This window comes from Sphingomonas sp. 1185 (assembly GCF_040544655.1).
Taxonomy (GTDB): domain Bacteria; phylum Pseudomonadota; class Alphaproteobacteria; order Sphingomonadales; family Sphingomonadaceae; genus Sphingomonas.
Genome location: NZ_JBEPKL010000009.1, coordinates 19,850 through 46,050 on the forward strand (window position 1 = coordinate 19,850; position 26,201 = coordinate 46,050).

At 67.6% G+C, this 26,201-nt stretch carries 24 protein-coding genes; 5 read left to right on the forward strand and 19 right to left on the reverse strand.

The annotated features are described in order from the left end of the window. Positions 1 to 5: 5 nt before the first annotated feature. From glgA to glgX, 3 genes are all read left to right on the forward strand, one after another. Positions 6 to 1,457: a glycogen synthase GlgA gene (gene glgA, locus ABIC44_RS08585; RefSeq protein ID WP_307102803.1), complete on the forward strand. Its 1,452-nt coding sequence runs from the start codon at positions 6 to 8 to the stop codon at positions 1,455 to 1,457. Further along, positions 1,454 to 3,079: an alpha-D-glucose phosphate-specific phosphoglucomutase gene (locus tag ABIC44_RS08590; RefSeq protein ID WP_354294879.1), complete on the forward strand. Its 1,626-nt coding sequence runs from the start codon at positions 1,454 to 1,456 to the stop codon at positions 3,077 to 3,079. Before glgA ends, ABIC44_RS08590 begins: the two co-directional genes overlap by 4 nt. Before the next feature lie 152 nt (positions 3,080 to 3,231). Then, the gene (glgX, locus tag ABIC44_RS08595) at positions 3,232 to 5,031 is read left to right on the forward strand and encodes a glycogen debranching protein GlgX (RefSeq protein WP_354294880.1); all 1,800 of its coding nucleotides are present in this window, start codon (positions 3,232 to 3,234) and stop codon (positions 5,029 to 5,031) included. On the opposite strand, the gene cyoD is transcribed toward glgX, so the two are convergent. Genes cyoD through ABIC44_RS08620 form a run of 5 tightly spaced genes read right to left on the reverse strand, consistent with a single transcriptional unit; the run spans position 5,028 to position 9,436 of the window. Then, the gene (cyoD, locus tag ABIC44_RS08600; RefSeq protein WP_354294882.1) at positions 5,028 to 5,411 is read right to left on the reverse strand and encodes a cytochrome o ubiquinol oxidase subunit IV; all 384 of its coding nucleotides are present in this window, start codon (positions 5,409 to 5,411) and stop codon (positions 5,028 to 5,030) included. The genes glgX and cyoD overlap by 4 nt on opposite strands. Further along, positions 5,408 to 6,043 carry a cytochrome (ubi)quinol oxidase subunit III gene (locus ABIC44_RS08605; protein ID WP_309692562.1) on the reverse strand — a complete coding sequence of 212 codons (636 nt, stop codon included), beginning with the start codon at positions 6,041 to 6,043 and terminating at the stop codon, positions 5,408 to 5,410. Before ABIC44_RS08605 ends, cyoD begins: the two co-directional genes overlap by 4 nt. Further along, positions 6,040 to 8,052, reverse strand: coding sequence for a cytochrome o ubiquinol oxidase subunit I (cyoB, locus tag ABIC44_RS08610; RefSeq protein WP_354294883.1), 2,013 nt, complete (start codon positions 8,050 to 8,052; stop codon positions 6,040 to 6,042). Before cyoB ends, ABIC44_RS08605 begins: the two co-directional genes overlap by 4 nt. Then, positions 8,049 to 8,936, reverse strand: a complete 888-nt coding sequence (cyoA, locus tag ABIC44_RS08615) for a ubiquinol oxidase subunit II (RefSeq protein WP_354294884.1) — start codon at positions 8,934 to 8,936, stop codon at positions 8,049 to 8,051. The genes cyoB and cyoA overlap by 4 nt, the downstream gene beginning before the upstream one ends. Positions 8,937 to 8,983: 47 nt before the next feature. Next, on the reverse strand, positions 8,984 to 9,436 hold the full coding sequence (locus ABIC44_RS08620; protein ID WP_354294886.1) for a hypothetical protein: 453 nt from the start codon (positions 9,434 to 9,436) through the stop codon (positions 8,984 to 8,986). Positions 9,437 to 9,577: 141 nt separating this feature from the next. Between ABIC44_RS08620 and ABIC44_RS08625 the strand changes: the two genes are divergently transcribed. Continuing rightward, entirely contained in the window at positions 9,578 to 10,414 is an 837-nt protein-coding gene (locus tag ABIC44_RS08625; protein ID WP_354294888.1) for an HpcH/HpaI aldolase/citrate lyase family protein, read from the forward strand. Positions 10,415 to 10,707: 293 nt separating this feature from the next. Here the strand turns inward: ABIC44_RS08625 and ABIC44_RS08630 are convergent, their stop codons facing one another. The 9 genes from ABIC44_RS08630 to ABIC44_RS08670 all read right to left on the reverse strand — a co-directional run bounded on the left by ABIC44_RS08630 (position 10,708) and on the right by ABIC44_RS08670 (position 17,656). Then, positions 10,708 to 11,250, reverse strand: coding sequence for a hypothetical protein (locus ABIC44_RS08630; RefSeq protein ID WP_354294889.1), 543 nt, complete (start codon positions 11,248 to 11,250; stop codon positions 10,708 to 10,710). 24 nt (positions 11,251 to 11,274) lie between these two features. Then, positions 11,275 to 11,817, reverse strand: a complete 543-nt coding sequence (locus tag ABIC44_RS08635; protein ID WP_307102782.1) for a demethoxyubiquinone hydroxylase family protein — start codon at positions 11,815 to 11,817, stop codon at positions 11,275 to 11,277. Beyond that, positions 11,814 to 12,308 carry a disulfide bond formation protein B gene (locus ABIC44_RS08640; RefSeq protein WP_354294891.1) on the reverse strand — a complete coding sequence of 165 codons (495 nt, stop codon included), beginning with the start codon at positions 12,306 to 12,308 and terminating at the stop codon, positions 11,814 to 11,816. The genes ABIC44_RS08635 and ABIC44_RS08640 overlap by 4 nt, the downstream gene beginning before the upstream one ends. Before the next feature lies 1 nt (position 12,309). Then, positions 12,310 to 13,659, reverse strand: coding sequence for a S41 family peptidase (locus tag ABIC44_RS08645; protein ID WP_354294892.1), 1,350 nt, complete (start codon positions 13,657 to 13,659; stop codon positions 12,310 to 12,312). A gap of 105 nt (positions 13,660 to 13,764) precedes the next feature. Beyond that, a complete protein-coding gene (locus tag ABIC44_RS08650) occupies positions 13,765 to 14,925 on the reverse strand; it encodes a murein hydrolase activator EnvC family protein (RefSeq protein WP_354294894.1) in 1,161 nt (386 codons plus the stop codon). A gap of 2 nt (positions 14,926 to 14,927) precedes the next feature. After that, positions 14,928 to 15,350, reverse strand: a complete 423-nt coding sequence (locus tag ABIC44_RS08655; protein ID WP_354294895.1) for a 23S rRNA (pseudouridine(1915)-N(3))-methyltransferase RlmH — start codon at positions 15,348 to 15,350, stop codon at positions 14,928 to 14,930. A gap of 18 nt (positions 15,351 to 15,368) precedes the next feature. Continuing rightward, a complete protein-coding gene (gene rsfS, locus ABIC44_RS08660) occupies positions 15,369 to 15,773 on the reverse strand; it encodes a ribosome silencing factor (RefSeq protein ID WP_307102768.1) in 405 nt (134 codons plus the stop codon). Positions 15,774 to 15,785: 12 nt separating this feature from the next. Continuing rightward, positions 15,786 to 16,385: a nicotinate-nucleotide adenylyltransferase gene (locus ABIC44_RS08665; protein WP_309692534.1), complete on the reverse strand. Its 600-nt coding sequence runs from the start codon at positions 16,383 to 16,385 to the stop codon at positions 15,786 to 15,788. Beyond that, a complete protein-coding gene (locus ABIC44_RS08670; protein ID WP_354294897.1) occupies positions 16,382 to 17,656 on the reverse strand; it encodes a glutamate-5-semialdehyde dehydrogenase in 1,275 nt (424 codons plus the stop codon). Before ABIC44_RS08670 ends, ABIC44_RS08665 begins: the two co-directional genes overlap by 4 nt. Positions 17,657 to 17,771: 115 nt before the next feature. On the opposite strand from ABIC44_RS08670, the gene ABIC44_RS08675 reads away from it, so the two are divergent. Next, on the forward strand, positions 17,772 to 20,516 hold the full coding sequence (locus tag ABIC44_RS08675; protein WP_354294899.1) for a [protein-PII] uridylyltransferase: 2,745 nt from the start codon (positions 17,772 to 17,774) through the stop codon (positions 20,514 to 20,516). 895 nt (positions 20,517 to 21,411) lie between these two features. On the opposite strand, the gene infC is transcribed toward ABIC44_RS08675, so the two are convergent. The 5 genes from infC to ABIC44_RS08700 form a co-directional block, all read right to left on the reverse strand. Next, positions 21,412 to 21,945: a translation initiation factor IF-3 gene (infC, locus tag ABIC44_RS08680; RefSeq protein ID WP_037569087.1), complete on the reverse strand. Its 534-nt coding sequence runs from the start codon at positions 21,943 to 21,945 to the stop codon at positions 21,412 to 21,414. A 114-nt stretch (positions 21,946 to 22,059) separates the two neighbouring features. Continuing rightward, positions 22,060 to 24,078 carry a threonine--tRNA ligase gene (gene thrS, locus ABIC44_RS08685; protein ID WP_354294901.1) on the reverse strand — a complete coding sequence of 673 codons (2,019 nt, stop codon included), beginning with the start codon at positions 24,076 to 24,078 and terminating at the stop codon, positions 22,060 to 22,062. 102 nt (positions 24,079 to 24,180) lie between these two features. Continuing rightward, complete coding sequence (locus tag ABIC44_RS08690) at positions 24,181 to 24,930, reverse strand: EAL domain-containing protein (protein ID WP_354294902.1); 750 nt, start codon at positions 24,928 to 24,930, stop codon at positions 24,181 to 24,183. Positions 24,931 to 25,047: 117 nt separating this feature from the next. Then, positions 25,048 to 25,230: a con-10 family general stress protein gene (locus ABIC44_RS08695; RefSeq protein WP_354294904.1), complete on the reverse strand. Its 183-nt coding sequence runs from the start codon at positions 25,228 to 25,230 to the stop codon at positions 25,048 to 25,050. Positions 25,231 to 25,415: 185 nt separating this feature from the next. Continuing rightward, positions 25,416 to 26,180, reverse strand: a complete 765-nt coding sequence (locus tag ABIC44_RS08700; RefSeq protein ID WP_354294906.1) for an SIMPL domain-containing protein — start codon at positions 26,178 to 26,180, stop codon at positions 25,416 to 25,418. Positions 26,181 to 26,201 lie beyond the last annotated feature (21 nt).

Here is a 26,201-nt window from a genome sequence, read left to right on the forward strand (position 1 = left end):
TCCCCATGACCCTCTCTGTCCTGTCGGTCGCCTCGGAAGCGTTTCCGCTCATCAAGACCGGCGGCCTCGCCGATGTCGTGGGGGCGCTGCCCGAGGCGCTCAGCCCCCACGACATCGCCGTCACCACGCTGATCCCCGGCTTTCCCAAGGTCATGCGCGCGATCGGCGACGCACCGCGCGTGCATCACTTCCCGCACATCATCGGCACCGAGGCCTGGCTGCGCGAGGCCAGGATCGGCGAGCACCGGCTGCTCGTCATCGACGCGCCCCATCTCTATGAGCGCGAGGGGCTTCCCTATGTCGATACCGACGGCCATGACTGGCACGACAATTGGCGGCGTTTCGCGGTGCTGGCGCGGGCAGGCGCCGACCTCGCCTCGGGCGCGGTGCCGGGCTATGACTTCGACCTGCTCCACGCGCATGACTGGCAGGCGGCGCTGGCCCCGGCCTTTCTCCATTATGCCCCCGGCCCCGGCAAGGTCGCCAAGAGCATCGTCACCATCCACAACATCGCCTTTCAGGGCTCGTTCGCGGCGCACCACTTCCCCGATCTCGGCCTGCCGCCTTATGCGTGGAGCGTCGACGGCGTCGAATATTACGGCCAGATCGGCTATCTGAAGGCGGGGCTGCGCACCGCCGATGCGATCACCACGGTCAGCCCGACCTACGCCGAGGAAATCCACCGGCCGCAATATGGCATGGGGCTGGAAGGGCTGATCGCCGCCCGCGCCGAATGCGTCAGCGGGATCGTCAACGGCATCGACCCCGCCATCTGGAGCCCCAGGGCCGACGCCGCGCTGCCCGCCCCCTTCACCGTCGACACGCTGGACGATCGCGTCGCCAACAAGCGCGCGGTCGAGGAGCAGTTCGGGCTGGAGCGGGATGACGGCCCGATCTTCACCGTCATCAGCCGCCTGACCTGGCAAAAGGGCATGGACCTGCTGGTCGAGGTCATCGACGATCTGGTCGCGATGGGCGGACGGCTGGTCGTGCTGGGCACCGGCGACCCGGCGCTGGAGATCGCCTTCGCCACCGCCGCGCTGCGCCATTCCGGCCGGGTCTCGGTGCGCATCGGTTATGATGAGCCGGTCTCGCATCTGCTGCAAGGGGGTTGCGACGCGATCATCATCCCCTCTCGCTTCGAGCCGTGCGGGCTGACCCAGCTTTACGGCCTGGCCTATGGCTGCGTGCCCGTGGTCGCGCGGACCGGCGGGCTGGCCGACACGATCATCGACGCCAACGAGGCCGCGCTGGCCGCAGGCGTGGCGACGGGCCTTCAGTTCGACGACATGACCCCCGACAATATCGTCGCGGCGCTGCGTCGCACAATGAGACTCTATGCCGATCAAGACCAATGGCGTACCATTCAGGTGAATGGCATGAATGCCGATTATAGCTGGCACCATAGCGGCCGCCACTATGCCGAACTCTACCGATCCGTCTTGGGGGACCAATGATCAAGACCGTCGCGACTCAGCCCTATCTCGACCAGAAGCCGGGCACCTCGGGCCTGCGCAAGAAGGTGCGGGTGTTCCAGCAACCCCATTACGCCGAGAATTTCGTCCAGTCGGTCTTCGATGCGCTGGGCGATGAGAAGACCGGCCAGACGCTGGTCATCGGCGGCGACGGCCGCTTCCTGAACCGCGAGGTGATTCAGGTGGCGATCCGCATGGCCGCAGCGAACGGCTTTGCCCGCGTTGTGGTCGGCCAGGGCGGCATCCTGTCGACCCCGGCGGCCAGCAACGTGATCCGCCAGCGCAAGGCCTTGGGCGGCCTGGTCCTGTCCGCCAGCCACAATCCGGGCGGGCCGGACGAGGATTTCGGCATCAAGTACAATATCTCCAATGGCGGCCCCGCCCCGGAGAAGGTGACCGATGCGATCCACGCCAACACCAAGGCGATCAGCCGCTGGCTGACCGTCGAGGCGGCGGACATCGACCTCGACACGCTGGGCGAGGTGACCGTCGGCGACATGACGGTCGAGGTGATCGACTCGGTTGCCGACTATGCCGCGCTGATGGAAAGCCTGTTCGACTTCGCCGCGATCCAAAAGGCGGTCGAGGGCGGCTTCACCATGTCGTTCGACGCGATGAGCGCGGTGACCGGCCCCTATGCGACCGAAATCCTGGAAAAGCGGCTGGGCTTCGCACCCGGCACCGTGCGCAACGGCACGCCGCTCCCCGATTTCGGCGGGCATCATCCCGACCCCAATCTGGTCCATGCCAAGGAACTCTACGACCAGATGATGGCGGCGGACGCGCCCGATTTCGGCGCGGCCTCGGACGGTGACGGCGACCGCAATCTCATCATCGGGCGCGGGCGGTTCATCACGCCCTCGGACAGCTTGGCGATGCTGGCGGCGAACGCGCATCTGGCGCCTGCCTATGCCGGTGGGCTGAAGGGCATCGCCCGTTCGATGCCGACCAGCGCCGCCGCCGACCGGGTGGCCGAGAAGCTGGGCATTCCGGCCTATGAGACGCCTACGGGGTGGAAATTCTTCGGCAACCTGCTCGACGCCGGCATGGCGACGATCTGCGGCGAGGAGAGCGCAGGGACCGGCTCGGACCATGTCCGCGAGAAGGACGGGCTGTGGGCGGTGCTGCTCTGGCTCAACATCCTCGCCGCCTCGGGCAAGTCGGTCGACCAGATCGCGCGCGATCACTGGGCGACCTATGGCCGCAATTACTATGCGCGCCACGACTATGAAGGCGTCGAGAGCGAGCGCGCCGATGCGCTGATGGCCGATCTGCGCGCCAAGCTGCCGACCCTGCCGGGCGAGAGTTTCGCCGGGCTGACGGTCGAGACGGCGGACGACTTCGCCTATACCGACCCGACCGACCAGTCGGTCAGCCGCAACCAGGGCATTCGCGTGCTGTTCGAGGGCGGCAGCCGCGTCGTGTTCCGCCTGTCGGGCACCGGCACCAGCGGTGCGACCTTGCGCGTCTATCTGGAGCGTTACTCGGCCGACGAACTCGACCGCGAGACGCCCGAGATGCTCGCCGACATCATCGCCGCGGCGGACGAGATCGCCGGGATCACCCAGCATACCGGCCGCACCGAACCCGATGTGGTGACGTGATCGATTGGGGGAGAGGTGACCGCCCTCCCCCCTTCCACCCCGGCGAAGGCCGGGGTCCAGATGCCACCAAGCTGGTAGAAATCCCGATAGGTTGGCCCAACTGGACCCCGGCCTTCGCCGGGGTGGTCCAGTTGCGTTAGGGTGATCGCGCTATGACGAATCAGCCCACCCCGCTCCTTGGCGCGATGCCGGTCCCCGGCGGCACCCGCTTCGCCGTCCGCTCGACCGCCGATCGGGTGGAATTGTGCCTGTTCGACGGTGCGCAGGAACGCCGCGTCGCCCTGGCCCGCGAGGGCGATGTCTGGAGCGCCACCGTTCCCGGCCGCGACCATCTCTACGGCTATCGCGCGCATGGCGAATACGACCCGGCGCGCAACCTGTGGTTCGACCCCGCCAAGCTGCTGGTCGACCCTTACGCGCTCGAACTCGACCGCCCCTTCATCCAGTCCCCGCGCCTTGGCCGATATGGCGAGGACACCGCCGACATCGTCCCACGCGCCCGCGTCGTCGCCCCGCTGACCGAGCCCCCCGCCCCGCCGCTCTTTCGGTCGGGCGGGCTGATCTATGAGTTGAACGTTCGCGGCTTCTCGATGCGCCATCCCGCCATTCCGCCGGAACAGCGCGGCACGCTGGCGGCGCTTGCGCATCCGGCGGTGCTCGATCATCTCCGCAAGCTGGGCGTGGCGGCGGTCGAGCTGATGCCGATCACCGCCGCGATCGACGAACGCCATCTGCCGCCGCTCGGCCTGCGCAATGGCTGGGGCTATAATCCGGTCGTGCCGATGGCGCTTTGTCCGGAGCGGGTGCCGGGCGGCGTCGCCGAGCTGGTCGCCACCATCGCCGCGCTGCGGCAGGCGGGGATCGGCGTCATCCTCGACCTCGTCTTCAACCATATGGGCGAGAGCGATGTGCAGGGCGCCACCCTGTCCTTCCGGGGGCTCGATCCGGACGTTTATGCCCGCACGGCGGACGGCACGCTCATCAACGATGCGGGGACCGGCAACACGCTCGACGCCAGCCGCCCCAGCGTCCGCGCGGCGATCCTCGACAGCCTGCGCCATTTCGCGCGGGCCGGGGTCGACGGCTTCCGCTTCGACCTCGCCCCCGTGCTGGCGCGCGGGCCGGGATTCGATCCGAACGCCCCCATCTTCGCCGAGATCGCCGCCGACCCGCTATTGTCGACCCGCGTGATGATCGCCGAGCCGTGGGACATCGGCCCCGGCGGCTACCAGCTAGGCGCTTTCCCCGAGCATTGGCTGGAGTGGAACGATCGCTACCGCGACCAGGTGCGCCGCTTCTGGCGCGGCGACGGACGCAGCGGCGACCTCGCGACGCGGGTGGCGGGATCGGCCGACATATTCACCGGCGCGGCCAGCCGCTCGGTCAATTTCGTCGCGGCGCATGACGGCTTCACCCTGGCCGACATGGTCGCCTATGCCGGGCGGCACAATCAGGCCAATGGTGAGGACAATCGCGACGGGCATGGCGACGAGGTGTCGTGGAACCACGGCGTCGAGGGACCGAGCGACGATCCCGCCATCCGCACCGCCCGCATCCGCTCGGTCCGTGCGCTGCTCGCCACGCTGTTCCTGTCGCGCGGCACCCCGATGCTGACCGCCGGGGACGAGTTCGGACGCAGCCAGGGCGGCAACAACAATGGCTATGCGCAGGACAATGACACGACCTGGCTCGACTGGGCGAACCGGGACGAGGCGCTGGAGGAATTCGTCGCACGGCTAAGCGCCTTTCGCCGCGCGCTGCCGCTCGATGCGACCGGCTGGCTGGCGGAGGCCGAGTGGCGCCATCTGGCCGGTGCCCCGATGACGCCCGAGGATTGGGACCGGGGCGATGGCTTTGCGCTCCACCTGCCCATGGACGAGGAAAGCCTGATCCTGCGCTTTGACCAAGCCCACGGCGTCTCCGCCATCCGGGGCACGCTGCTGGAAAGCTAGGGAGTCGCCATCGGTCCCATCAGATTATGGTTCAGATGCCCCATGATCCAGATCGACCCCAGCAGCACCAGCGCCACGATCAGCACCCCGAACAACAGCGCCAGCACATTGTTGCTGTTGTCCGGCCCGGTGGTGATGTGGAGGAAGAACACCAGATGCACCCCCATCTGCCCGATCGCCAGCGCCACCAGCGCGGCGGGGACCGCCGGGCCCCAGACGATGTCGAACTGCACCAATGCAAAGGACGCCGTCGTCAGGATCGCCGCCGCGACCAGACCGACGACATAGCTGCGCACGCCGCCGACGATCGAGTCGCGCTCGGTCTGTTCGCCCGGCGCGGTTTCGTCGCGGGCCATTTCCTCGTCGGGCCGCTGGCTCATCCGCGCACTCCCATCAGATAGACCATGGTGAACAACGCCACCCAGATGATGTCGAGCGCGTGCCAGAACAGGCTGAAGCACAGGATGCGGCGCAATATGTCCTCGCGAAACCCCTTGGCCCAGGCCTGCGCCATCATCGTCGTCAGCCAGAGCAGACCGAGCGTCACGTGCAATCCGTGACAGCCGACCAGCGCGAAGAACGCCGACAGGAAGGCGCTGCGCCCCGGCCCCGCCCCCTCGCCGATCAGGTGGAGGAACTCATAGGCCTCCAGCGCGAGGAAGGCGGCGCCGAGCAAGGCGGTCACCGCCATCGCGATCTGGAACCAGCGCATGTTGCGCGCCATCGTGCCCACGCCCGCCAGCCCGCAGGCGAAGCTGGACAGGAGGAGCAGCACCGTCTCGGCCTCGACCAGCTTCAGCTCGAACAGGTCCTTGCCCGAGGGACCGCCCGCCGTCGCGTCCACCAGCACCGCATAGGCGGCGAAGAAACAGGCGAACAGGATGAAGTCCGACAGCAGGAATATCCAGAAGCCATAGGACACCACGATCCGCTTGGGGGCCGGACCGTCGGGATTGGGCTCGGCGGCGCGGCCAAGCTTGTTGGGATCATGGGCCTTGGCGGTCTGGCTCATGACAGCGCCTCTTCGGGCAGGTCGAGCAGCGTCGCCTTGCTCCGGCGGCGCGCCTGGTCCAGCCGCTCGACCTCGTCGACCGGGATTTCATATTCGGCCTTGTCGCGCCACGCGAAGACGACGAACGTCCCCCAGGCCCCGAAGAAGCCCAGGATCACGAGCCACCAGATATGCCAGATCAGGGCAAATCCCATGGCGGTGGCGAAGAAGGCCGCGACCACTCCGGTCGGCGAATTGCGCGGCATCTCGATCGGCTCGTAATCGGGGCGGTCGGACAAGGCGCGGTTCTCCCGTGCCTTGGCCTTGATGCCCCAATAGGCCTCCTCGCCCTTCACATCGGGCAGCACCGCGAAGTTGAAGGCGGGCGGCGGCGACGTGGTGATCCACTCTAGCGTACGCCCGTCCCAAGGGTCGCCGCTCTCGTCGATACGGGTCCCGCGCGTCCGGATCGAGACATAGAGCATCATGACCTGGCACGCGATCCCGCCCAGGATCAGCAGCGCACCGACCCCGGCCACCAGCAGCCAGGGATGCCAGCCGGGCACGTCATAATGCTGCATCCGCCGCGTCATGCCCATCAGCCCCAGCACATAGAGCGGCATGAAGGCGACATAGAAGCCGCTGATCCACAACCAGAAAGCGCGCTTGCCCCAGCGCTCGTCCAGGGTGAAGCCGAACATCTTGGGGAACCAGAAGGTGAAGCCCGCAAAGGCCCCGAACAGGACGCCGCCGATGATGACGTTATGGAAATGCGCGACCAGGAACAGCGAGTTGTGCAGGACGAAATCGGCTGGCGGCACGGCCAGCATCACCCCGGTCATGCCGCCGATCACGAAGGTCACGATGAACCCGATCGACCACAGCATCATCGACGTATAGCGGATGCGCCCGCCATACATGGTGAACAGCCAGTTGAAGACCTTCACCCCCGTCGGCACCGCGATGATCATCGTGGTGATGCCGAAGAAACCGTTCACATCGGCCCCCGCCCCCATGGTGAAGAAATGGTGCAGCCAGACCATGAAGGACAGGATGCAGATCACCATGGTCGCGATGACCATCGATCGATAACCGAAGAGCGGCTTGGACGAGAAGGTCGAGATGATCTCGGAAAACACGCCGAAGGCGGGCAGGATCAGGATATAGACTTCCGGATGGCCCCAGGCCCAGATGAGGTTGACGAACATCATCTGGTTGCCCCCCGCCTCGGGCGTGAAGAAGTGGAAGCCCAGATAACGGTCGAGGATCAACATGCCGAGGCAGGCGGTCAGCACCGGAAAGGCCGCGACGATCAGCAGGTTGGACGCCAGCGAGGTCCAGGTGAACATCGGCATCCGGCTATAGCCCATGCCCGGCGCGCGCATCTTCAATATGGTGGTGACGAGGTTCACGCCGGACAGCAGCGTCCCCATCCCCGATATCTGCAGCGCCCAGAGATAATAATCGACCCCGACGCCCGGCGAGAAACGCAGTTCGGACAACGGCGGATAGACCAGCCAGCCGGTCTTGGCGAACTCGCCGATGACCAGGCTCATATTGATCAGCAGCGCGCCGCTGCACGTCAGCCAGAAGCTGACCGAATTGAGCGTCGGAAAGGCCACGTCGCGCACGCCGAGTTGCAACGGCACGACGAAGTTCATCAGCCCGATCATGAACGGCATCGCCACGAAGAAGATCATGATCGTGCCATGCGCCGAGAAGATCTGGTCGTAATGGTCCGGCGGCAGATAGCCCTCATTGCCGTATGCGATCGCCTGTTGCGACCGCATCAGCAGCGCGTCGGAAAAGCCGCGCAACAGCATCACGCCCGCCAGCAGGCAGTACATCACGCCGATCCGCTTATGGTCGACGCTGGTGATCCACTCGCTCCACAGATAGGGCAGAGCCCCGCGCCGCCAGACCCAGATGAAGACGCCCAAGAGGACCGCGCCGATCACCCCGGCCGACACCAGGGGCAGCGGTTCGTGGAACGGGATCGAATCCCAGCCCAGCTTGCCGGTCAGGCTCATTGCTCGCGCCCATCCTTGGCCCGGTCGCCCTCGGGCGCGCCGTTTCGCATCACGATCTGGTCGTAGAGGCCCGGTTGAAGCCGGGGATAGCTGGCGGGGCGGACATTGCGGCTGGGATGCGCCATCGCCACGAACTCGTTCCAGTCGAGCGTCTTGCCCCGCCCCGCCCTGGCGGTCGCGACGAAGCGGTCGAAATCGCCTTGCGGCACCGCATCGACGAAGAAGTCCATATCGGCAAAGCCCTCCCCGCTATAATGCGCCGACAGCCCGCGATACCGCCCCGCCCTGTCGGCGCGCAGGTGAAGCGTCGAGTCCATCCCCGACATGGCATAGATCTGGCTGCCCAGTTGCGGCACGAAGAAGCTGTTCATGACGCCCGCCGAGGTGATGCGGAACTTCACCGGCGTACCGACCGGCACGACCAGCCGATTGATCGTGGCGATCCCCTGTTCGGGATAGAGGAACAACCATTTCCAGTCGGTCGCGACGACCTCGACCGTCATCGGCCTTGCCCGGGAGGCGATCGGCTTGGGCGGGTCGAGATCGTGGCTGCCGATCCATGCGATGCCGCCGAGGAACATGATGGCCAGCGCCGGGATCGACCAGACCAGCAGCTCCAGCCGCCCCGAATAGGCCCATTCGGGTAGATGCTTGGCGCGGCTGTTGCCCGCCCGGAACCACCAGCCAAAGGCGAAGGCCAGCACGATCACCGGCACGACGATGGCCAGCATCACCGCCAGCGCATTGAAGAAGATGCTGCGCTCGCCCGCCGCGATGGGCCCGGCCGGGTTCAATATGCCCGGCTCGCAGGCGGTCAGGACAGCGCACAGGCCAAGGCACGCAAAACGCGCTGAAAATCGGGCTAGGCGCGGATCGCGGAGCATTCAGACGGTGAACGGCGGCCTCATGCTTTCGTTCCGCCCCCGCATGGTCAGGCCGCGAGTCCTCGCCCCTCGCCGTCGCCGCTGTCATTGGCGGGCCGCTCCGTCCGGCGCGGGCGCGCCGCCCGGCTCGCGGACATTTGCCGCCCCCAGCGGCGGAAGACCGGCCAGCGCGCCAGCATCGAGGAGGACAGGACCGTGGCCATGGTCAGTTCGGCCAGCCCGCCCCATTCGATCGTCGAGACGATCATCACCAGATCGCCCATCGACCCCGCCGCCCCGCCGAGCATGCGGATCTCGTCGATCTCGAACCAGATGGCGAACCCGATCAGCGCCACCCCCAGCGCGATCGTCGCCCAATGCCCCGGCCGGACCCGATTCAATTGCCGCGCCGGCGCCTCGACCAACAGGTGCGCCAGCCAGCGGCTTATCGGCAAGGTCGGGCAACAGCGCAGCAGAATCGTCAGCCCCAGAAGCAACAGCGCGGTCGTCTCCACGATCATCCCCCTTCGATCCCCCCGGCAGCCTCCACGTCCCTTTGCGGGAATGGTGGAATCGGTTTTCGCGACCGTCCCACTATGGAGACGAAACGGCGATTTACCAGAGGCGTGACGGCGGCGCCCGCTCGCGTCTATGCTCGCGCCATGACCCTGCGCAGCGCCCTGTTCCTTCCCGCCTCCAATCCCCGCGCCATCGCCAAGGCGCGGACGCTCGACAGCGATGCGGTGATCCTCGACCTGGAGGATGCGGTCGCCCCCGATGCCAAGGCGGCCGGGCGCGAGGCGGCGGTGACCGCGGTGCGCGAGGGAGGCTTTGGGGACAGGCCGTTGGTGGTGCGGACCAACGGGCTCGACACCCGGTGGGCGGCGGACGATCTCGCCGCGCTCGCCGCCGTGCGTCCGGCGGCGGTGCTGATCCCGAAGGTCGATGACGTTCCGACCCTGGCACGGGCGCGGGCGACGCTGGGGCCGGGCGTGCCGTTGTGGGCGATGATCGAGACGTGCCGGGGCATCCTGTCGCTGGGCGCGATCGCGCAGGCCGCGCGCGAGGTCGGGCTGACCGCGCTGGTGGCGGGCACCAACGATCTCGCCAAGGAGATGCGCCTGCCCTCACCGCCGCCGCCCGAGGCCTTGCTGCCGTTGCGGGTGCAGATCGTCGTGGCGGCCCGCGCGGGCGGAATGATCGCGCTCGACGGGGTGTGCAACGCGCTTGATGCACCCGAACGGCTGGCGGCGGAATGCGCCGAGGGGCGGCGGCTGGGGTTCGACGGCAAGACGCTGATCCATCCCAACCAAATCGACGCCGCCCATCGCGGCTTCGGCCCCGACGAGCGCGAGATCGCTTGGGCCCGGCGGATCGTCACCGCCTTTGCCGAGCCCGACCAGGCGGCGCTGGGCGCGATCCGACTGGACGGGCAGATGGTCGAGCGGCTCCATCTGATCGAGGCGGAGCGGATATTGGCGCTGGCGGGCGTGGTGTAGCGACTATCATTCCCCGTGCCGGGGAGGATTAGGGCGGATCGACATTTACTATTGCTTCTTCTTCCCCTCTCCCCTGGACAGGGGAGAGGGTTAGCGAAGCTTGCCAGCCTGCTGGCTAGCGCAGCTTGGGTGAGGGGTTGAGCGAGCCCAAAGGCTCGCGCGCGCGCGGAGCGAGCGCCCACCCCTCACCCAGCTCCGACTAAGCCTTTGCTTTCGCAAAGACCAAGTCTGCGCAACCCTCTCCCCTCTACGAGGGGCGAGGGACGGAAAGGTGTCGCCGAATGTCGACGGCCTTAGGGGACGCTGGCCTCGCGCTTGCGGTCGGCATTGGCGGCGCGATTCTCGCGGACGCGCTGGGCAAAGCAGCCGGTCGCACCGCCCGCGCCGACCGCCGAGCAGCTGCCGATGCTGTTGACGCCGACGCCCTCGTTGGTAGTGCCAGTCGCGCGGACCGCCCAGCTTTCGTTTTCGGGCGTCACCTGGAGCTCGCGAAGCTCCTTGGGCACGCGGAACTGTTCCTGCGCGCTGCGGCGGACGCAGACGACGATCTCGTTGCCGTTATTGTCGGTGGGGCAGCGTTCGTTGCCGAACAGGGTCAGCACGCCGTTGATTGGCGCGTTGCGCGACACCTCGCCCGGCGCCTGGGCAGGCTTGGGCTTGACCGCACCGGGCGCGGCGACCGGTTGGACCGGAGCCTGCTGGATCGGAATCGGCTGGATTGGAGCCGGCTGGATTGGGGGCTGCCGGACGGGGGCCTGCTGCGCCGCGACCGGGCTCGCCGCCGCGATCACGCCCAGCCCCGCCAGCATCGCCCCGCGCCACGTCCGCTCGACCATATCCTCTCTCCCGCTCACCCCGTGTCAGATCCGCTTGGCCGCCGCAATCGCGACCTTGCAGCCCGCCCGGATCAATCCGTACAGCACCGGATAGGCGATCGCCTCCTCCGCGCCCGCGCCCAGCGCATGGTCGCGATGCTCCAGTTCCTCGGCCTGGAAATCGGCAATTGCCTCGGACAGTTCGGGGTCGCTGTCGCCCAGCTGGTCGAGCTGGTCCTGATAATGTTTGTCGATCTCGGTCTCGACCGCCGCCGTGCACGCCATCGCCGCCTTCGGCCCGATCGCCGCCGTGATCGCGCCCAGTGCGAACCCCGCCTTGTCCCAGAAGGGCTGGAACAGCGTCGGCCGCACCCGGCGTTCGGCGATCATCCGGTCGAAAAAGGCGCGGTGGCGCTCTTCCTGCTCGGCCATGTGGTGGATGGCGCGGGCAAAGGGATGCCGGTCGCCCAGCACCGCCAGCTGCCCCGCATAGATGCGGGTCGCGCCATATTCCCCGGCCTGGTCCACCCGGACCATCGCCTTCATCGGTTCGCGCCGGTCGCCCGGCATCCAGCGAAGCTGGCTCATCGCGCCTTCCTCATCAACATCAGGATCGCCGCCGCGCCGCCCAGCGAGAAGATCGCATTGAACCCTGCCAGCGAAATCCCGGCGAAGGTCCATTGCGCCACGTCGCAGCGAATGACCGGCGCCTTCAGGATCGCATCCAGCCGGTCGGCCGCCGTCCCACCCGTAAAATTCACCGTCGAGGTGCAGGCGGTGAAGCCCTGCCACCAGCCATATTCGACCCCGGCATGCGCGACACCGATCGCCCCCGACACCGCGATCAACAACGCGGCAAGGATGACAAGCGATCCCCGGATGCTGCGCTGGGGCACGACAAAGGCGAGCAGCGCGGGCACCAGCGCGGCATAATGCGGCCAGCGCTGCCAATGGCACATCTCGCACGGATACAGCCCGCCGATCAGCTGGCTGCCCCACGCCCCCGCCAGCAGGGCGGCGGGCAGCAGCAGCGCGATCCAGTTGGCGCGGCGTTCGTTGCGGGTACGCGGGGTCGTCATGTCACTTCACCGGCGGCTTGGTGGCGGCGGCGACCTGCGCGGCCCCGCCCAATCGCGCGATAGTCTTCAGCGCATAATAGAGCTGGAAGTCCTCGACCCCCTGCTTCTTGAGCGCATCGGGGGTCATCGCGAAGCGCGGATCGGTCTTGGTATCCTCTTCGAGGATCGCATTGTCGGCCTTCACCTCGTTGATCAGGTGGCGGCGCAGATCGGCCTCGCGGAAAACGGGCCGCGTCTTGTAATCGGGATCGGAAATCTGCGGCACCTTGATGTCCGGCTCGATCCCGCCCTCCTGCACCGACCGGCCCGAAGGGGTGTAGTAGCGCGCGGTGGTCAGGCGCAGCGCGGTTTCGGGGCCGAGCGGCAGCAGCGTCTGGACCGATCCCTTGCCGAAGCTGCGCTCGCCCATCACCAGCGCGCGGTGATGGTCCTGAAGCGCGCCCGCGACGATCTCGGAGGCCGAGGCGGTGCCCGAATTGGTCAGGACGATCACGGGCAGGCCATGCGCGTCGTCGCCGGGCTTGGCGTAATAGCGTTCGATGTCCGATTTCTCGCGGCCGCGCTGCGACACGATCTCGCCATGGTCGAGGAAGGCGTCGCTGACCGCGATCGCCTGGGTCAGCAGGCCGCCGCCATTGTCGCGCAGATCGACGACATAGCCCAGCGGACGGTGGCCCAGCGCCTTGTCGATCGCCATGATCGCGGCGCGCGTGTCGGCCCCGGTGTTTTCGGAGAAGGTGTTGATGTTGATATAGCCCACATCGCCCTTGACCTCCCACTTGACCGGGCGTTGGACGATGACCTCGCGGGTCAGGGTCAGCTCGATCGGCTTGTCGCGGCCGGGGCGGACGATGGTGAGCCGAATCTTCGTGCCGGGCTTGCCGCGCATCTGGCCGATCGCCTCGTCCAGCGACTGGCCATAGACCAGCTTGCCGTCGATATGGGTGATATAGTCGCCCGACTTGATGCCTGCGCGGCCCGCCGGGGTATCCTCCTGCGGCGCGATGACCTTGATCGCGCCGTCCTCCATCGAGACGGTCAGGCCCAGCCCGCCATAATTGCCCTCGGTCTGGATCTTGAGATTGTCGAAATCCAGCGCGTCGACATAACTGCTATGCGGATCGAGCGCGGCCAGCATCCCCTGGATCGCGCCCTTGATCAGCGTGTCGTCATCGACCTTGTCGACATAATCGGCCTTGATCCGGTTATAGACGTCGAGGAACCGGTCGAACTGCCGCACGGTCGAGCTGTCCACCGCCGCCATCGCGGAGGTCGTGATCGGCACCATGGCCAGCGCGCCGACAATGGCAGTAGCAGTCAGAAGCGGACGTTTCGGCAGCAAACGGGGCATCGAGGGTCCTGGACCAGAAAAGCGGACCGCCTGTGTAGCGGGAAGCCGTTGCCAATCAAAGCGCAACCGTGCTGAACGGGGGGTGAGCGGGGTTCGGGGCCGCCCTCACCCCAGCAGCGCGGTGATATCCATCGGCCGCCCGTCGCGGCGAAGCTCCATCGTCACACGCGGCGCCATGCCCCCGCGCCCCTGGCCCGCCCGGCCCAGCACCGCGCCCGCCGCGACCCTCTGCCCGACCCGCACCGCGATGCCGCCCAGCCCGGTGACGAGGCTGGTCCAGCCCGCGCCGTGATCCACGATGATGATCCCGCCATAGCCGCGAAACGGCCCGGCATAGCGGATCTCGCCCCCGGCCGGCGCGACGACCGGCGCGTGCGGCCCCGTCGCCAGCGTGATGCCACGCGCGCGCACCCCCGCATCCGAAATCTCGCCAAAGCCGCTCGCCACCCGTCCGGCGACAGGCAGGCGATAGGTGCCCGGCGGGATCGCCGGTCCCCCCGCGCCCGGCGCCAGCGGCCGCGCCACCGGGCCGGGCAGCGCCAGGAGTTCGCCCGCCGTCGCCTGCGCCTCGCCACGCTCGGCCATGCGGTCGACGATGTCGCGCGCCGCTTCGCCCAGCGCCAGCGCGCGATTGGCCTCGTCCACCGCCCCGCGCCCCAGCGTGTCGGCCCGTCCGCGATGCACCGCCTCCAGCCGGGCCAGCGCCTGACGCTCACTCTCCAATTTCGCGGTGGTCGCCGACAGCGCCCGCGCCGCCAGCCCCGCCTGGGCGCGGATTCGCCGGGTCGTCGCCAGCTCGGCGCGCACCACCGCCGATCGTTCCGCGATCACCGGCGCGATGGTGCCGAAGACCGCGCGGACATGCGCGACATCGGCGACCGAGCCCGGCTGCGCCACCGCCGCGATGGGGGGCCGCGCCGCCATGCCCTGCATCGCCGCCAGCAGATGCGCGAGCGGCGCCTGCGCGCGGGCCAGCCGCGCCTGTTGCTGCGCCAGCAGCCCCGCGACCAGATCGACCCGTGCGCGCGCCGCACGCACCTCCGCCTCGGCCGCCGCGACGCGTGCGGCCATGGCCCGTTCGCGCGCCTGGGCGATGGCGGCGGCATCGCGTTCGGCATCCGCCTGTCGTTCCAGCGCCTGGGCACGCGCCTGCGCCGCCGCCGCGCCCGCGCGCGCATCGGCCAGGCGACGCTGGTCGGCGGCGATGTCGGTCGCACCGAGCAGCGCCAGAGCGGCCAGCGCCAGCGTCGCATGCCGCCGGGCCACGCCTATCCCTCGCGGTGATAGGGGTGGTTGGCCAAGATGCTGGTCGCGCGGAAAAGCTGTTCGGCCAGCATCGCCCGCGCCATCATGTGCGGCCAGGTCGCGCGGCCATAGGAGATGAGCAGGTCGGCCCGCGCGCGGTCGGCATCCTCGAACCCGTCCGCCGCGCCGATCATGAAGCGGCACTCGCGCACGCCATCGTCGCGCCAGCGCTCCAGCCGACGCGCAAAGTCCACCGAGGTCAGATTCTCGCCCTTCTCGTCCATCAGGACGAGGCGCGCCTGTCCCTCCAGCGGAGGGATTTTTCCGCCGGTGTCAGGAAGTTCGGTGATCCGGGTCGGCCAGCCGATCCGCTTGATATAGCGGTCGACCAGCTCGGCCTCGGGCGAACGGCCGATTCGCCCGCGCGCGACGATATGCAGCAGCACGGGCGAAACCCCTGGGCGTCAGAGGTTGCGGTCGGCCGGGCTGGCGGGGGGAGTCGGCGCATCGCCGAATGCCCACATCCGCTCGAGATTGTAGAAGGTCCGCACCTCGGGCCGGAACAGGTGGACGATGACGTCATTGGCGTCGATCAGCACCCAGTCGGCGGTCGGCAGACCTTCGATCCGCACCGAACGGCCGAACTCGGCCTTGATCTTCTCGGCGAGCTTCATCGCCATCGACGCGACCTGCCGGGTCGACCGACCGCTGGCGATCACCATGAAATCTGCGATCGACGACTTGCCCGCCAGCGGGATCGAAATCGTCTCCACCGCCTGGTCGTCGTCGAGCGAGGCGAGGATCAGGCGATGCAGCGCCTCCACCTCGGCAGGATCGGACGGACGCGGCGATTGGGGGGAAGTGGCCAAGTTAGCTCCTGTTCAGGGGACGTTTCGGCCCATATGCCGAAACCAGTCCGGATCGCGGGCCCGAAGGCCCGTGGCGGAAGTCGGGTCGGGGCGGAAGCGCAGCAGCACGAAGGCCGGCAAACTCCACATCGTCCAGTTCTTCGCCTGGCCCGGACGCCTCTGGAAACGCCTGAACCAGCCCAGCGCGGGTGTCGCGTGGGCGGCGGCATTGTACCCCGGACGGCCGATAACCGCAATCGGGATCGCGCGCGCAATCGATCGCCATCCGCGCCACCGGTGAAACTGCCGCAGATTGTCCTCGCCCATCAGCCAGATGAAGTCGTGGCCGGGGTAGCGCCGGGTGATCGCACGCACGGTGTCGAGGGTATAGCGGGTGTGCAATTCCCGCTCGATCGCGCTGGCCCGGATCGGCGCGCGGCGCGCCATCCGCTCGGCCGAGGCCAGCCGCGCGGCGAAGGGCGCCATGTCCCCCGCCCCGTCCTTCAGGGGATTGCCGGGCGAGACCAGCCACCACACCTCGTCGAGCCCCAAAGCGCGCATGGCGTCCAGCGAGATGCGTCGATGGCCCCGATGGGCGGGATTGAACGACCCGCCGAGCAGTCCGATCCTCATCCCCGCGCGTCGGCGCGGATCTGGCCCGTGCCTCGGCCGACCCATTTATATGTCGTCAGCCCCTCGAGCGCGACCGGCCCGCGCGCGTGCAGACGCCCGGTCGCGATGCCGATCTCCGCACCCAGCCCGAACTCCCCGCCATCGGCGAACTGGGTCGAGGCGTTCCACAGCACGATCGCGCTGTCCACTTCGGCCAGGAACCGCTCGGCGACGGCTTCGTCCTCGGCCACGATCGCATCGGTATGGTGCGAACCGTGCGCGGCGATATGCGCCATCGCGCCCGCCACGCCGTCGACCAGCGCGACGCTGGCGATCGCATCGAGATATTCGGTGTCCCAGTCCTCCGCGCTCGCCGCCTCCAGGCCGGGCACGATCTCGCGCACCGCATCGTCGCCGCGCACCGTACAGCCCGCATCGATCAGCGCGGCGACCAGTTCGGCGGCGTGGCAATAGGCGCGGTCGATCAGCAACGTCTCCATCGCGCCGCAAATGCCGGTACGGCGCATCTTGGCGTCACGCACGATCCGTGTCGCCATCGCATGGTCCGCCGAGCCGTCGACATAGACATGGTTGATCCCGTCGAGATGCGCGAGCACCGGCACCTTCGCCTCGGCCTGGACCCGCGCGACCAGGCTCTTGCCGCCGCGCGGGATCAGCAGGTCGATCAGCCCGTCCGCCGCCAGCATCGCGCCCACCGCCGCGCGGTCGGTCGTGGGAACCAGCTGGACCGCGTCCGCCGGACCGCCCGCCGCCGTCCAGCCACGGGCGAAGGCGGCATGGAGCGCGCGGTTGCTGTGCACCGCCTCCGAGCCGCCGCGCAGGATCGCGGCATTGCCCGCCATCGCGCACAGCGCGGCGGCATCGACCGTGACGTTGGGACGGCTTTCATAGACGATGCCGATCACCCCCACCGGCACGCGGATGCGCGACAGGTTCAGGCCGTTGGGCCGCGTCCGCTCGTCGATCCGCTCGCCGACCGGATCGGGAAGCCCCGCCACCGCCTCGACGCCCGCGACGATGCCCGCGATCCGCTCCTCGTCCAGCTTCAGCCGGTCGAGCATCGCCGGGGACAGACCGTTCGCCGCGCCTGCCGCGACATCCTGCGCATTGGCGGCCAGGATCGCCGGGCTGTCCTGACGGATCGCCTGCGCGGCGTCGCGCAGCGCCTGCGCCTTGGCGGCGGTCGGCATCTGCGCCAGCGTCTGCGCGGCGGTGCGGGCGCGGCGGCCCATGTCGGCGATCAGGGCGGGCATGTCGTGATGGTCGGCCATGACGCGGCGGTATCATGGTCGGGCGGCGGGCCCAAGCATGGGAATAGTTGGCCGGTGGAAAGGACCGCCCACGGCCCCTCTCCATTTGTTCATCACCAGTCCCTATGAAGGCCCGATGCACAGCCGTTTCGAATCCCTCCCCAACCGCCGCGCCATCGTCGATCGCCGTGCCCTTGCCGAGCAGGTGGCGGCGCTGGGCATCACCGGGCCCGAGGGGCGGACGCAGGTCACGCCGATCCTTCGCGCCGCGCTCGACGCCGGGCGGCAGGAGGTGGCACGGCGGCTGTCCCTCCACCCCTCGCGCGGACTGGAGGCGGCCGCCGCACAGGCCTATCTGACCGATCAGGTGCTGAAGCTGCTGTTCGAATTCACCACCGAGACGCTCTACCCGCTCAGCAACCCCACGGCGGGCGAGCGGCTGACCCTGATCGCGGTGGGCGGCTATGGCCGGGGCGAGATGGCCCCCTATTCGGACGTCGATATCGGCTTCCTCACGCCCTTTAAACAGACGCCGCATGCCGAGCAGGTCATCGAATCGATGCTCTATTCGCTCTGGGACCTGGGGCTGAAGGTCGGCCATTCCAGCCGCTCGATCGACGAGATGATCCGCCAGGCCCGCGCCGACGTGACGGTGCGCACCGCGCTGCTCGAAGGGCGGTTCCTATGCGGCGACCAGGCGCTGTATCAAGAGGCCTCGCGCCGCTTCAAGTCCGAGATCCAGACCGACTCGCACCGCCAGTTCATCGCCGACAAGCTGGCCGAGCGCGACCTGCGCCACCGCAAGATGGGCGACACCCGCTATGTCGTCGAACCCAATGTCAAGGAGGGCAAGGGCGGCCTGCGCGACCTGCATGCGCTGTTCTGGATCGGCAAATATGTCTATGATGTCGACCGCGCCGCCGACCTGATCGAGCGCGGGTTGTTCACCCGCGAGGAATATCGCCAATTCCACCGCGCCGACAATTTCCTGTGGGCGGTGCGCTGCCACCTCCACACCATCACGGGCCGCGCCGAGGACCGGCTGACCTTCGACGTGCAGCGCCAGATCGCCGAGCGGATGCGCTTTTCCGACCGGCCCGGCAAGGCCAAGGTCGAGCGGTTCATGCAGCTCTATTTCCTCCAGGTGAAGACGGTCGGCGCACTGACCGGCGCGTTCCTGGCGCATCTGGACGAGCGGTTTGCGGCGCGCGGGCATCGCTTCGGCCTGCCCACGATCCGCAGGCGACCGCGCCGGTTGAACGGCTTCGTCCTCGATCGCGGGCGGCTGGCCCTGCCGCGTGACGATTTCTTCCAGGAGGATCCGGTCCGGCTGATCGAAATCTTCCAGCTCGCCGACCGCTATGAGCTGGAGGTGCATCCGCTGGCGATGCGCGCCGCGTCGCGCGATGCCAAGCTGGCCGACGATATCCGCCGCGATCCCAGGGCCAATGCGCTGTTCCTCGACGTGCTGACCAGCCGCCACGACCCCGAGCTGGTGCTGCGCTGGATGAACGAGGCGGGGGTGTTCGGCCGCTTCGTGCCGGATTTCGGTCGCGTCGTCGCGCAGATGCAGTTCGACATGTACCATCACTATACGGTCGACGAGCACACCATCCGCGCGCTGGGCCTGCTGGCGAAGATCGAGCGGCAGGAACTGGTCGAGGAACACCCGGTCGCCTCAGCGATCATCGACCAGATCGTGTCGCGGCGCGTCCTCTATGTCGCGGTGCTGCTCCACGACATCGCCAAGGGGCGCGGCGGCGATCATTCGATCCTGGGCGCGGAAGTCGCCGAGCGGCTCTGCCCCCGGCTGGGGCTGAGCGAGGCCGAGACCGAGACGGTGGCGTGGCTGGTCCGCTGGCATTTGCTGATGTCGGCGACCGCGTTCAAGCGCGACCTGTCCGACTTCAAGACGATCCTCGACTTTTGCGAAACGGTGCAGAGCCCCGAGCGGCTGCGCCTGCTGCTCCTGCTGACCATCGTCGACATCCGCGCGGTCGGACCGGGGACGTGGAACGGGTGGAAGCGCCAGTTGCTCGCCGATCTCTACGACGCCGCCGAGGAGGTGCTGCGGCTCGGTCACAAGCAGCGTGGCCGGGGCGAGCGGATCACGGCCAAGCAGGAACGGCTGCGCGAGACGCTGGGCTGGCCCGAGGCACAGTTCGCCGCGCATGTCCGCCGCCTGCCCGAAGCCTATTGGATCGCCGAGCCCGAGGATGTGCTGGCGCACAATGCCCGCCAGATGGCGGCGGCGGGCGATGCGCAGCTGTCGATCGATGCGCAGGTTTACGGCGAGCGCGGCGCGACCTTGGTCTCCATCTATGCCGCCGACCATCCGGGGCTGTTCTACCGCATCGCGGGAGCAATCCATGTCGCGGGCGGCAACATCATCGACGCGCGCATCCACACCACGCGCGACGGCATGGCGATCGACAATTTCCTGGTGCAGGACCCGCTGGGCCGCCCCTTCGACGATCCGGGCCAGCTGGGCCGCCTGCGCCGCGCGATCGAGGATGCGCTGGCCAATCGCAGCAAGCTGGCCGACCGGCTGGTCGCCAAGCCCTCGGTCCGTCCGCGCGCGGACGCCTTCCCGATCGCCCCCAATGTCCTGATCGACAATCGCGCCTCCAACCGCTTCACCGTGGTCGAGGTCCATGCCCGCGACCGCCCGGCGCTGCTCAACCAGCTCGCCCATGCGCTGTTCCAGTCGAAGGTGACGATCCACTCGGCCCATGTCGCGACCTATGGCGAGCGCGCGGTCGACGTCTTCTACCTGACCGACCTGACCGGCGACCGGATCACCAATGGCGGGCGGCTGAAGACGCTGGAGAAAAGGCTGCTCGGCGCGGCGGCGGGGGAAGTGCTGGAGGTGGCGGCGTGATATTCCCCCGGCCCGCCTGAGCGAACGGAGGTTCGCGCAGAGGCCGGTTTGGGTGAGCGGCAATTTCCTTCCCTTGGAAGGGGTGGATAGGGTTTGGGGCAAGGGACTGGTTAAGCCTCCGCTCATATCCCCGCATCCGTTCGCACTGAGCGGAATCGGAGTGCACGCCCTGCCTTCGCCTCTCGCCTTTCTATCCCGATCAGACCCGGCCCGATTCCCGTGGCCTTCGACTTCGCTCAGGCTGAATGGAAGGTGGGAGGTCGTGCGATGCCGCCCGCTCGCTATCCCATATCCCAACAGCCGTTCGCACTGAGCGAAGTCGAAGGCCACGCCCCGCCCTCGCGTCTCGCCTTCCCATCGCACCAGACCCGACCGGATTCCCGTGCCCTTCGACTTCGCTCAGGCTGAACGGAGGGTGGGAGGTCGTGCGATCCCGCCAGCCCGCTATCTCCCATCCCAACAGCCGTTCGCACTGAGCGAAGTCGAAGTGCACGCCCCGCCTCCGCCTCTCGCCTTCCTATCGCGACCAGACCCGGCCCGATTCCCGTGGCCTTCGACTTCGCTCAGGCTGAACGGAGCGTGGGAGGTCGTGCGATCCCGCCCGCTCGCGAAAACCATGACGGCATTGCGTTGAAGCAGCGCGAAAGCCCCTCCCCTTAAGGGGAGGGGTTGGGGTGGGGCCTCGCCGCGAACCGCACGCTTGCGGACATGCCACACCCGGCCCCTCCCCTTCGGAGCAGGGGTGGGGCGATCTCATGTCATTCCGCCCTGGCCCCATGGCTCCGCGTCCTCCGCACGGACCCGAAAACGAAAACCCCCGGCGGCCCATCGGGCCACCAGGGGTTTCAAATCCGTCGCATCACCCGGCGGGCTCACGCCCCCGAGTCGATCCGGGTCACTTCGGTGCCAGCACCATCAGCATCTGGCGGCCTTCCATGCGCGGATAGGCTTCGACCTTGGCGACCTCGGCCACCTGCTCGGCGACGCGCTGGAGCACGTTCATGCCCAGCTGGCCGTGGCTCAGCTCGCGGCCGCGGAAGCGCATGGTGACCTTCACCTTGTCGCCCTCGCCGATGAATTCGACCACCTTCTTCATCTTGGTGTCGTAATCATGGTCGTCGATATTCGGACGCATCTTGATCTCCTTGATCTCCTGCGTCTTCTGCGACTTGCGGGCGAGGTTCGCCTTCTTCTGCGCCTCGTACTTATACTTGCCGACGTCGAGGAACTTGGCGACGGGCGGATCGGCGTTGGGCGACACTTCGACCAGGTCGAGGCCGAGCTCCTGGGCCTGCGCCATCGCCTCGCGCGTGTACATCACGCCAAGGTTCTCGCCCTCATGGTCGATCACGCGAACCTTGGGGCTTTGAATCCACTCGTTGAACCGAGGACCGTTCATCGGCGGCGCCTGCATCGGACGGCGCATCATGGGAGGACGTATGGGTATTTCTCCTGTGGCAATTACAGCATCAATATAAGCGATCGGGCACAAATTTGAAAGGGCGAGACAAACGTCCCGCCCTTTCCTTTACGTCGCGCCGATTCAGCCGCGCAGATCGGGCGGGGTAGCCTCTTCGCGCAGCATGGCGATGGCCTCGTCCAGCGTCATCACCTCCTGCGCCTGGCTGCCCAGACGACGGACGGCGACCTTGCCTTCCTCGGCCTCGCGCTTGCCGACGACCAGCAGCACGGGGACCTTGGCGACCGAGTGTTCGCGCACCTTATAGTTGATCTTCTCGTTGCGCAGATCAGTCTCGACCCGGATGCCCGCCGCCGCCAGCTTGGCCGCCGCCTCCTCGGCATAGCCGTCCGCGTCCGACACGATGGTCGCGACCACCGCCTGCACCGGCGCGAGCCAGACGGGGAAGCGGCCCGCATAATGCTCGATCAGGATGCCGATGAACCGCTCATAGGAGCCAAAGATCGCGCGGTGGAGCATGATCGGGCGGTGCCGCTCGCCATCCTCGCCGATGTACGACGCGTCGAGTCGCTCGGGCAGGACGCGGTCCGACTGGATGGTGCCGACCTGCCAGGTCCGGCCGATCGCGTCGGTCAGATGCCATTCCAGCTTGGGCGCATAGAAGGCGCCCTCGCCCGGCAGCTCTTCCCAGCCATAGGCTTCCGTGGCGAGCCCCGCCGCGACGACCGCATTGCGCAGTTCCTCTTCGGCCTGGTCCCACATCTCTTCGGTGCCGAAACGCTTTTCGGGGCGCAGCGCCAGCTTGATCGAATAGGTGAAGCCGAAATCCTTATAGATCCGGTCCGCCAGCTCGCAAAAGGCGCGGACTTCCTCGACGATCTGGTCCTCGCGGCAGAAGATATGCGCGTCGTCCTGGGTGAACTGGCGCACGCGCATCAGGCCGTGCAGCGCGCCATGCGGCTCGTTGCGGTGGCAGCAGCCATTCTCATAGAGGCGCAGCGGCAGGTCGCGATAGGACTTGATCCCCTGGCGGAAGATCAGGACGTGCGCCGGGCAGTTCATCGGCTTCAGCGCCATCCACTGCGCATCGTCGGAGACCAGCGGGCCCTCGTCCTCGACGTTCGGCACCTCGTCGGGAATGACGAACATATTCTCGCGATACTTGCCCCAATGGCCCGACTGCTCCCACTGGCGCGCGTCCATCACCTGCGGCGTCTTGACCTCGCGGTAGCCAGTCGAGTCGATCGCGCGGCGCATATAGGCCTCCAGCTCGCGCCAGATGCGATAGCCCTTGGGATGCCAGAAGACCGAGCCATGCGCCTCCTGCTGGAGGTGGAACAGGTCCATCTCGTTGCCCAGCTTGCGATGGTCGCGCTTGGCGGCTTCTTCCAAGCGCGTCAGATGCTCGGCCAGCTGCTTCTTGTTCAGCCAGCCGGTGCCGTAGATGCGGCTGAGCATCGCGTTCTTCTGGTCGCCGCGCCAATAGGCGCCCGACACGCGGGTCAGCTTGAAGGCGTTGGGATCGAGCTTGCCGGTCGAGGCGAGGTGCGGCCCCCGGCACATGTCGAGCCAGGCATCCTCGCCCTTGCCGGCGCGATAGACGGTCAGTTCCTCGTCATCGGGCAGCTCGGCGGCCCACTGCGCCTTGAACGTCTCACCCTGCGCGGTCCAGCGCTCGATCAGCTGCTCGCGGGTCCAGACCTCGCGGATCAGCGGCTCGTCTCGCGCGATGATCTTGCGCATTTCGGCTTCGATCGCGGGCAGGTCCTCCTCGGTGAAGGGGCGATCCCGACCATCAACCTTGGGGGGCGCGAAATCGTAATAGAAGCCGTCGTCGGTCGCGGGACCGAAGGTGATCTGCGTGCCCGGGAACAGCGCCTGCACCGCCTCGGCCAGGACGTGCGCATAGTCGTGGCGCGCCAGTTCGAGCGCGTCGGCCTCGTCCTTCGCGGTCACCAGCGCCAGCGCGGAGTCACCCTCGAACGGACGCATGATGTCGCGCAGCTCGCCATCGACGCGCGCGGCGATCGCCGCCTTGGCCAGCCCCGGCCCGATCGCGGCGGCGATGTCCGCGGGGGTAGTTCCGGGCGCGACCTCACGGACGGAACCGTCGGGCAGCGTGATACGGAACATCGCGGACATGGAACAACTCTCTTCGATAGGTGCGGATGATGCGCCTGCGCGGGATCGGCGGGCACAGCGCGGCTCTATAGGGAAGAATCCCGGCGGCGTATATGGGGTGGCTCAGGCCCGTCCCTGAACCCCGGGCAGCATCTCCAGCGCGGGGCGCGCATACCAGTAACCCTGGTGATAGCGCACGCCCAGATCCCGCAAGGCCCCGGCCTCGGCGGCGGTTTCGATCCCCTCGGCGATCAGCAGCGTGTCGAGTTCGGCGCACATGCCGACCATCGCGCGCACGATGGCGCGGCGGCGGGGATCGGTGTCGATGTCGCGGACCAGTTCCATGTCGAGCTTCACCTCGTCGGGCCGGAAGCGGACGAAGCGGTCGAGCCCCGAATGGCCCGCGCCGAAATCGTCGATCGCGACCGAAAAGCCGATCTGCTTATAGGTGTCGATGATCCCGCCGACATGCTCGGGCGAGCCCATCTCCTCGTTTTCGGTGAATTCGAAGATCAGCCGGTCGATCGGCAAGCCTTCGGCCTGGGCGGTGCGCAGGGTCAGCTGGATACAGGCCATCGGCGAATAGACGGCATTGGGCAGGAAGTTGATCGACAGCCGCGCATCGCCGTCCATGATCCCCGCCGCCATCGCCGTCTCGATCGCCTTGACCCGGCACGCCTGGTCGAAGGAATAGCGATTGGCCTGGGTCACCTGCGACAGCACGCTATACGCTCCCTCGCCCTCCAGCCCACGGATCAGCGCCTCATAGGCAAAGGGACGTCCGGTCATCGTGTCGACGATCGGCTGGAATGCCATCGTGAACGGGATGCCGAAATCGATACCGTCCCGGCATCCGCTACAGATTTTGCGCATTTCCATGTCCTTAGGCTATCCGCGAATAGTTAACAGCCTCCACATCCCAGGTTTTCAAAAGAAAAAGGGCGGCGGTGGTCCGACTCCACCGCCGCCCTCGATTGGCGCGTCGAAGCGTCATCTGCCCTGGCCGCCGCCATGGCTGGCTTGGCCGCCCTTGCGACCGGCTTCGGAGGCCTTTTCGCGGTCATTGGCGAAATTGCCCGGATTGTTCTCGCGGCCGCCGCCGCCATTGCTGTTGGCTTTCTTGCCCCTCCTACTGCGCCCCCGCAGCCCAAAGACGATATTGAGGCCAATCAAGTTTCTGAAAAAGAACGGATCATATTATTCTGCATAAGAGCATGAACGTGATCTGGTTTATGGGGCGAAGCGGCGTCCCCGGCGACCATTTTGATCCAGATCATTATCCGTATCAGGCGGGCGACAGTCCCATGGCGAACGGACGGTGGGCGATCACCGGTTCCTGTCGCCCACCGAACGCCGGATCATTGATCGATAGCGTACGCCACCATGACATTGACGTTGGTCGAAATCGGCATGGGGGCCAGATCGACCCGAATGGCCTCGGGCGCGGGCGGCGGAGGCGGCGGAGGCGGCGGTGGGGGAGCCTCGTCCGGGCGGGCCGCCGACACGACGATCGTCGTGTCGGCAAAGCTCCCATCCTGGACACGCAGCAGCGCACCGAGTTTGGCGCCCGAGCTTTCGGCGATCAACCGGGCCTGTGCCTTGGCGCTGGCCAGCGCGGCTTGCATCGCCTGTTGCCGCGCCGCCCTGTCATCCTTCAGCCAGAAACGCTGCAATCCGGCGTCGAGGCCACCCAGGCGCCCGATCAAGCCCACAAGCGTTCCCGCATCCTTGATGCGCGGCGTATCGATCGACACCGGCATGGTCGCGACATAGCCCAGGATCGCGCAGGGCCCCGTCGAGAGCTGCGCCTGGCCATAGCTGTTCTGCGTGCATTCGCGCGACCGGACGGGCACGATGTCGAAATCGGTCGAATGAAGCTCCATTTCGCCGCGCAGCAATCCCTCGACGCCGGTGCGAATGGCCTTCGCAGTGTCGCGCAGCCTGGCGGTCGCTTCGTCCGAGGTCGTACCCTCGCCCCGCACGCGATACCCGACCGTGGCGCGGTCGGGCAACGTCTTGGCCGTGCCGGTGCCCGAGACCCGGATCTGGGGCGGCTCCGTCGTCTGCGCGATGGCGCCGCTTGCCGATAGCAGCATCAGCATTCCGACCGTCGTTGCCTTCACGTCAGACCTCCCTTTTTATGG

Bases quoted from the DNA above. Each gene is read 5' to 3' on its own strand.
- ABIC44_RS08630 (WP_354294889.1), bottom strand. From the start codon at position 11,250: ATGGTCGAGCGGACGTGGCGCGGGGCGATGCTGGCGGGGCTGGGCGTG.
- infC (WP_037569087.1), bottom strand. From the start codon at position 21,945: ATGATGCGCCGTCCGATGCAGGCGCCGCCGATGAACGGTCCTCGGTTC.
- ABIC44_RS08590 (WP_354294879.1), top strand. From the start codon at position 1,454: ATGATCAAGACCGTCGCGACTCAGCCCTATCTCGACCAGAAGCCGGGC.
- ABIC44_RS08635 (WP_307102782.1), bottom strand. From the start codon at position 11,817: ATGAGCCAGCTTCGCTGGATGCCGGGCGACCGGCGCGAACCGATGAAG.
- cyoB (WP_354294883.1), bottom strand. From the start codon at position 8,052: ATGAGCCTGACCGGCAAGCTGGGCTGGGATTCGATCCCGTTCCACGAA.
- ABIC44_RS08690 (WP_354294902.1), bottom strand. From the start codon at position 24,930: ATGCGCAAAATCTGTAGCGGATGCCGGGACGGTATCGATTTCGGCATC.
- thrS (WP_354294901.1), bottom strand. From the start codon at position 24,078: ATGTCCGCGATGTTCCGTATCACGCTGCCCGACGGTTCCGTCCGTGAG.
- ABIC44_RS08625 (WP_354294888.1), top strand. From the start codon at position 9,578: ATGACCCTGCGCAGCGCCCTGTTCCTTCCCGCCTCCAATCCCCGCGCC.
- ABIC44_RS08620 (WP_354294886.1), bottom strand. From the start codon at position 9,436: ATGATCGTGGAGACGACCGCGCTGTTGCTTCTGGGGCTGACGATTCTG.
- ABIC44_RS08645 (WP_354294892.1), bottom strand. From the start codon at position 13,659: ATGCCCCGTTTGCTGCCGAAACGTCCGCTTCTGACTGCTACTGCCATT.
- ABIC44_RS08665 (WP_309692534.1), bottom strand. From the start codon at position 16,385: ATGAGGATCGGACTGCTCGGCGGGTCGTTCAATCCCGCCCATCGGGGC.
- ABIC44_RS08675 (WP_354294899.1), top strand. From the start codon at position 17,772: ATGCACAGCCGTTTCGAATCCCTCCCCAACCGCCGCGCCATCGTCGAT.
- glgX (WP_354294880.1), top strand. From the start codon at position 3,232: ATGACGAATCAGCCCACCCCGCTCCTTGGCGCGATGCCGGTCCCCGGC.
- cyoA (WP_354294884.1), bottom strand. From the start codon at position 8,936: ATGCTCCGCGATCCGCGCCTAGCCCGATTTTCAGCGCGTTTTGCGTGC.
- glgA (WP_307102803.1), top strand. From the start codon at position 6: ATGACCCTCTCTGTCCTGTCGGTCGCCTCGGAAGCGTTTCCGCTCATC.
- ABIC44_RS08605 (WP_309692562.1), bottom strand. From the start codon at position 6,043: ATGAGCCAGACCGCCAAGGCCCATGATCCCAACAAGCTTGGCCGCGCC.
- ABIC44_RS08640 (WP_354294891.1), bottom strand. From the start codon at position 12,308: ATGACGACCCCGCGTACCCGCAACGAACGCCGCGCCAACTGGATCGCG.
- ABIC44_RS08670 (WP_354294897.1), bottom strand. From the start codon at position 17,656: ATGGCCGACCATCACGACATGCCCGCCCTGATCGCCGACATGGGCCGC.
- cyoD (WP_354294882.1), bottom strand. From the start codon at position 5,411: ATGAGCCAGCGGCCCGACGAGGAAATGGCCCGCGACGAAACCGCGCCG.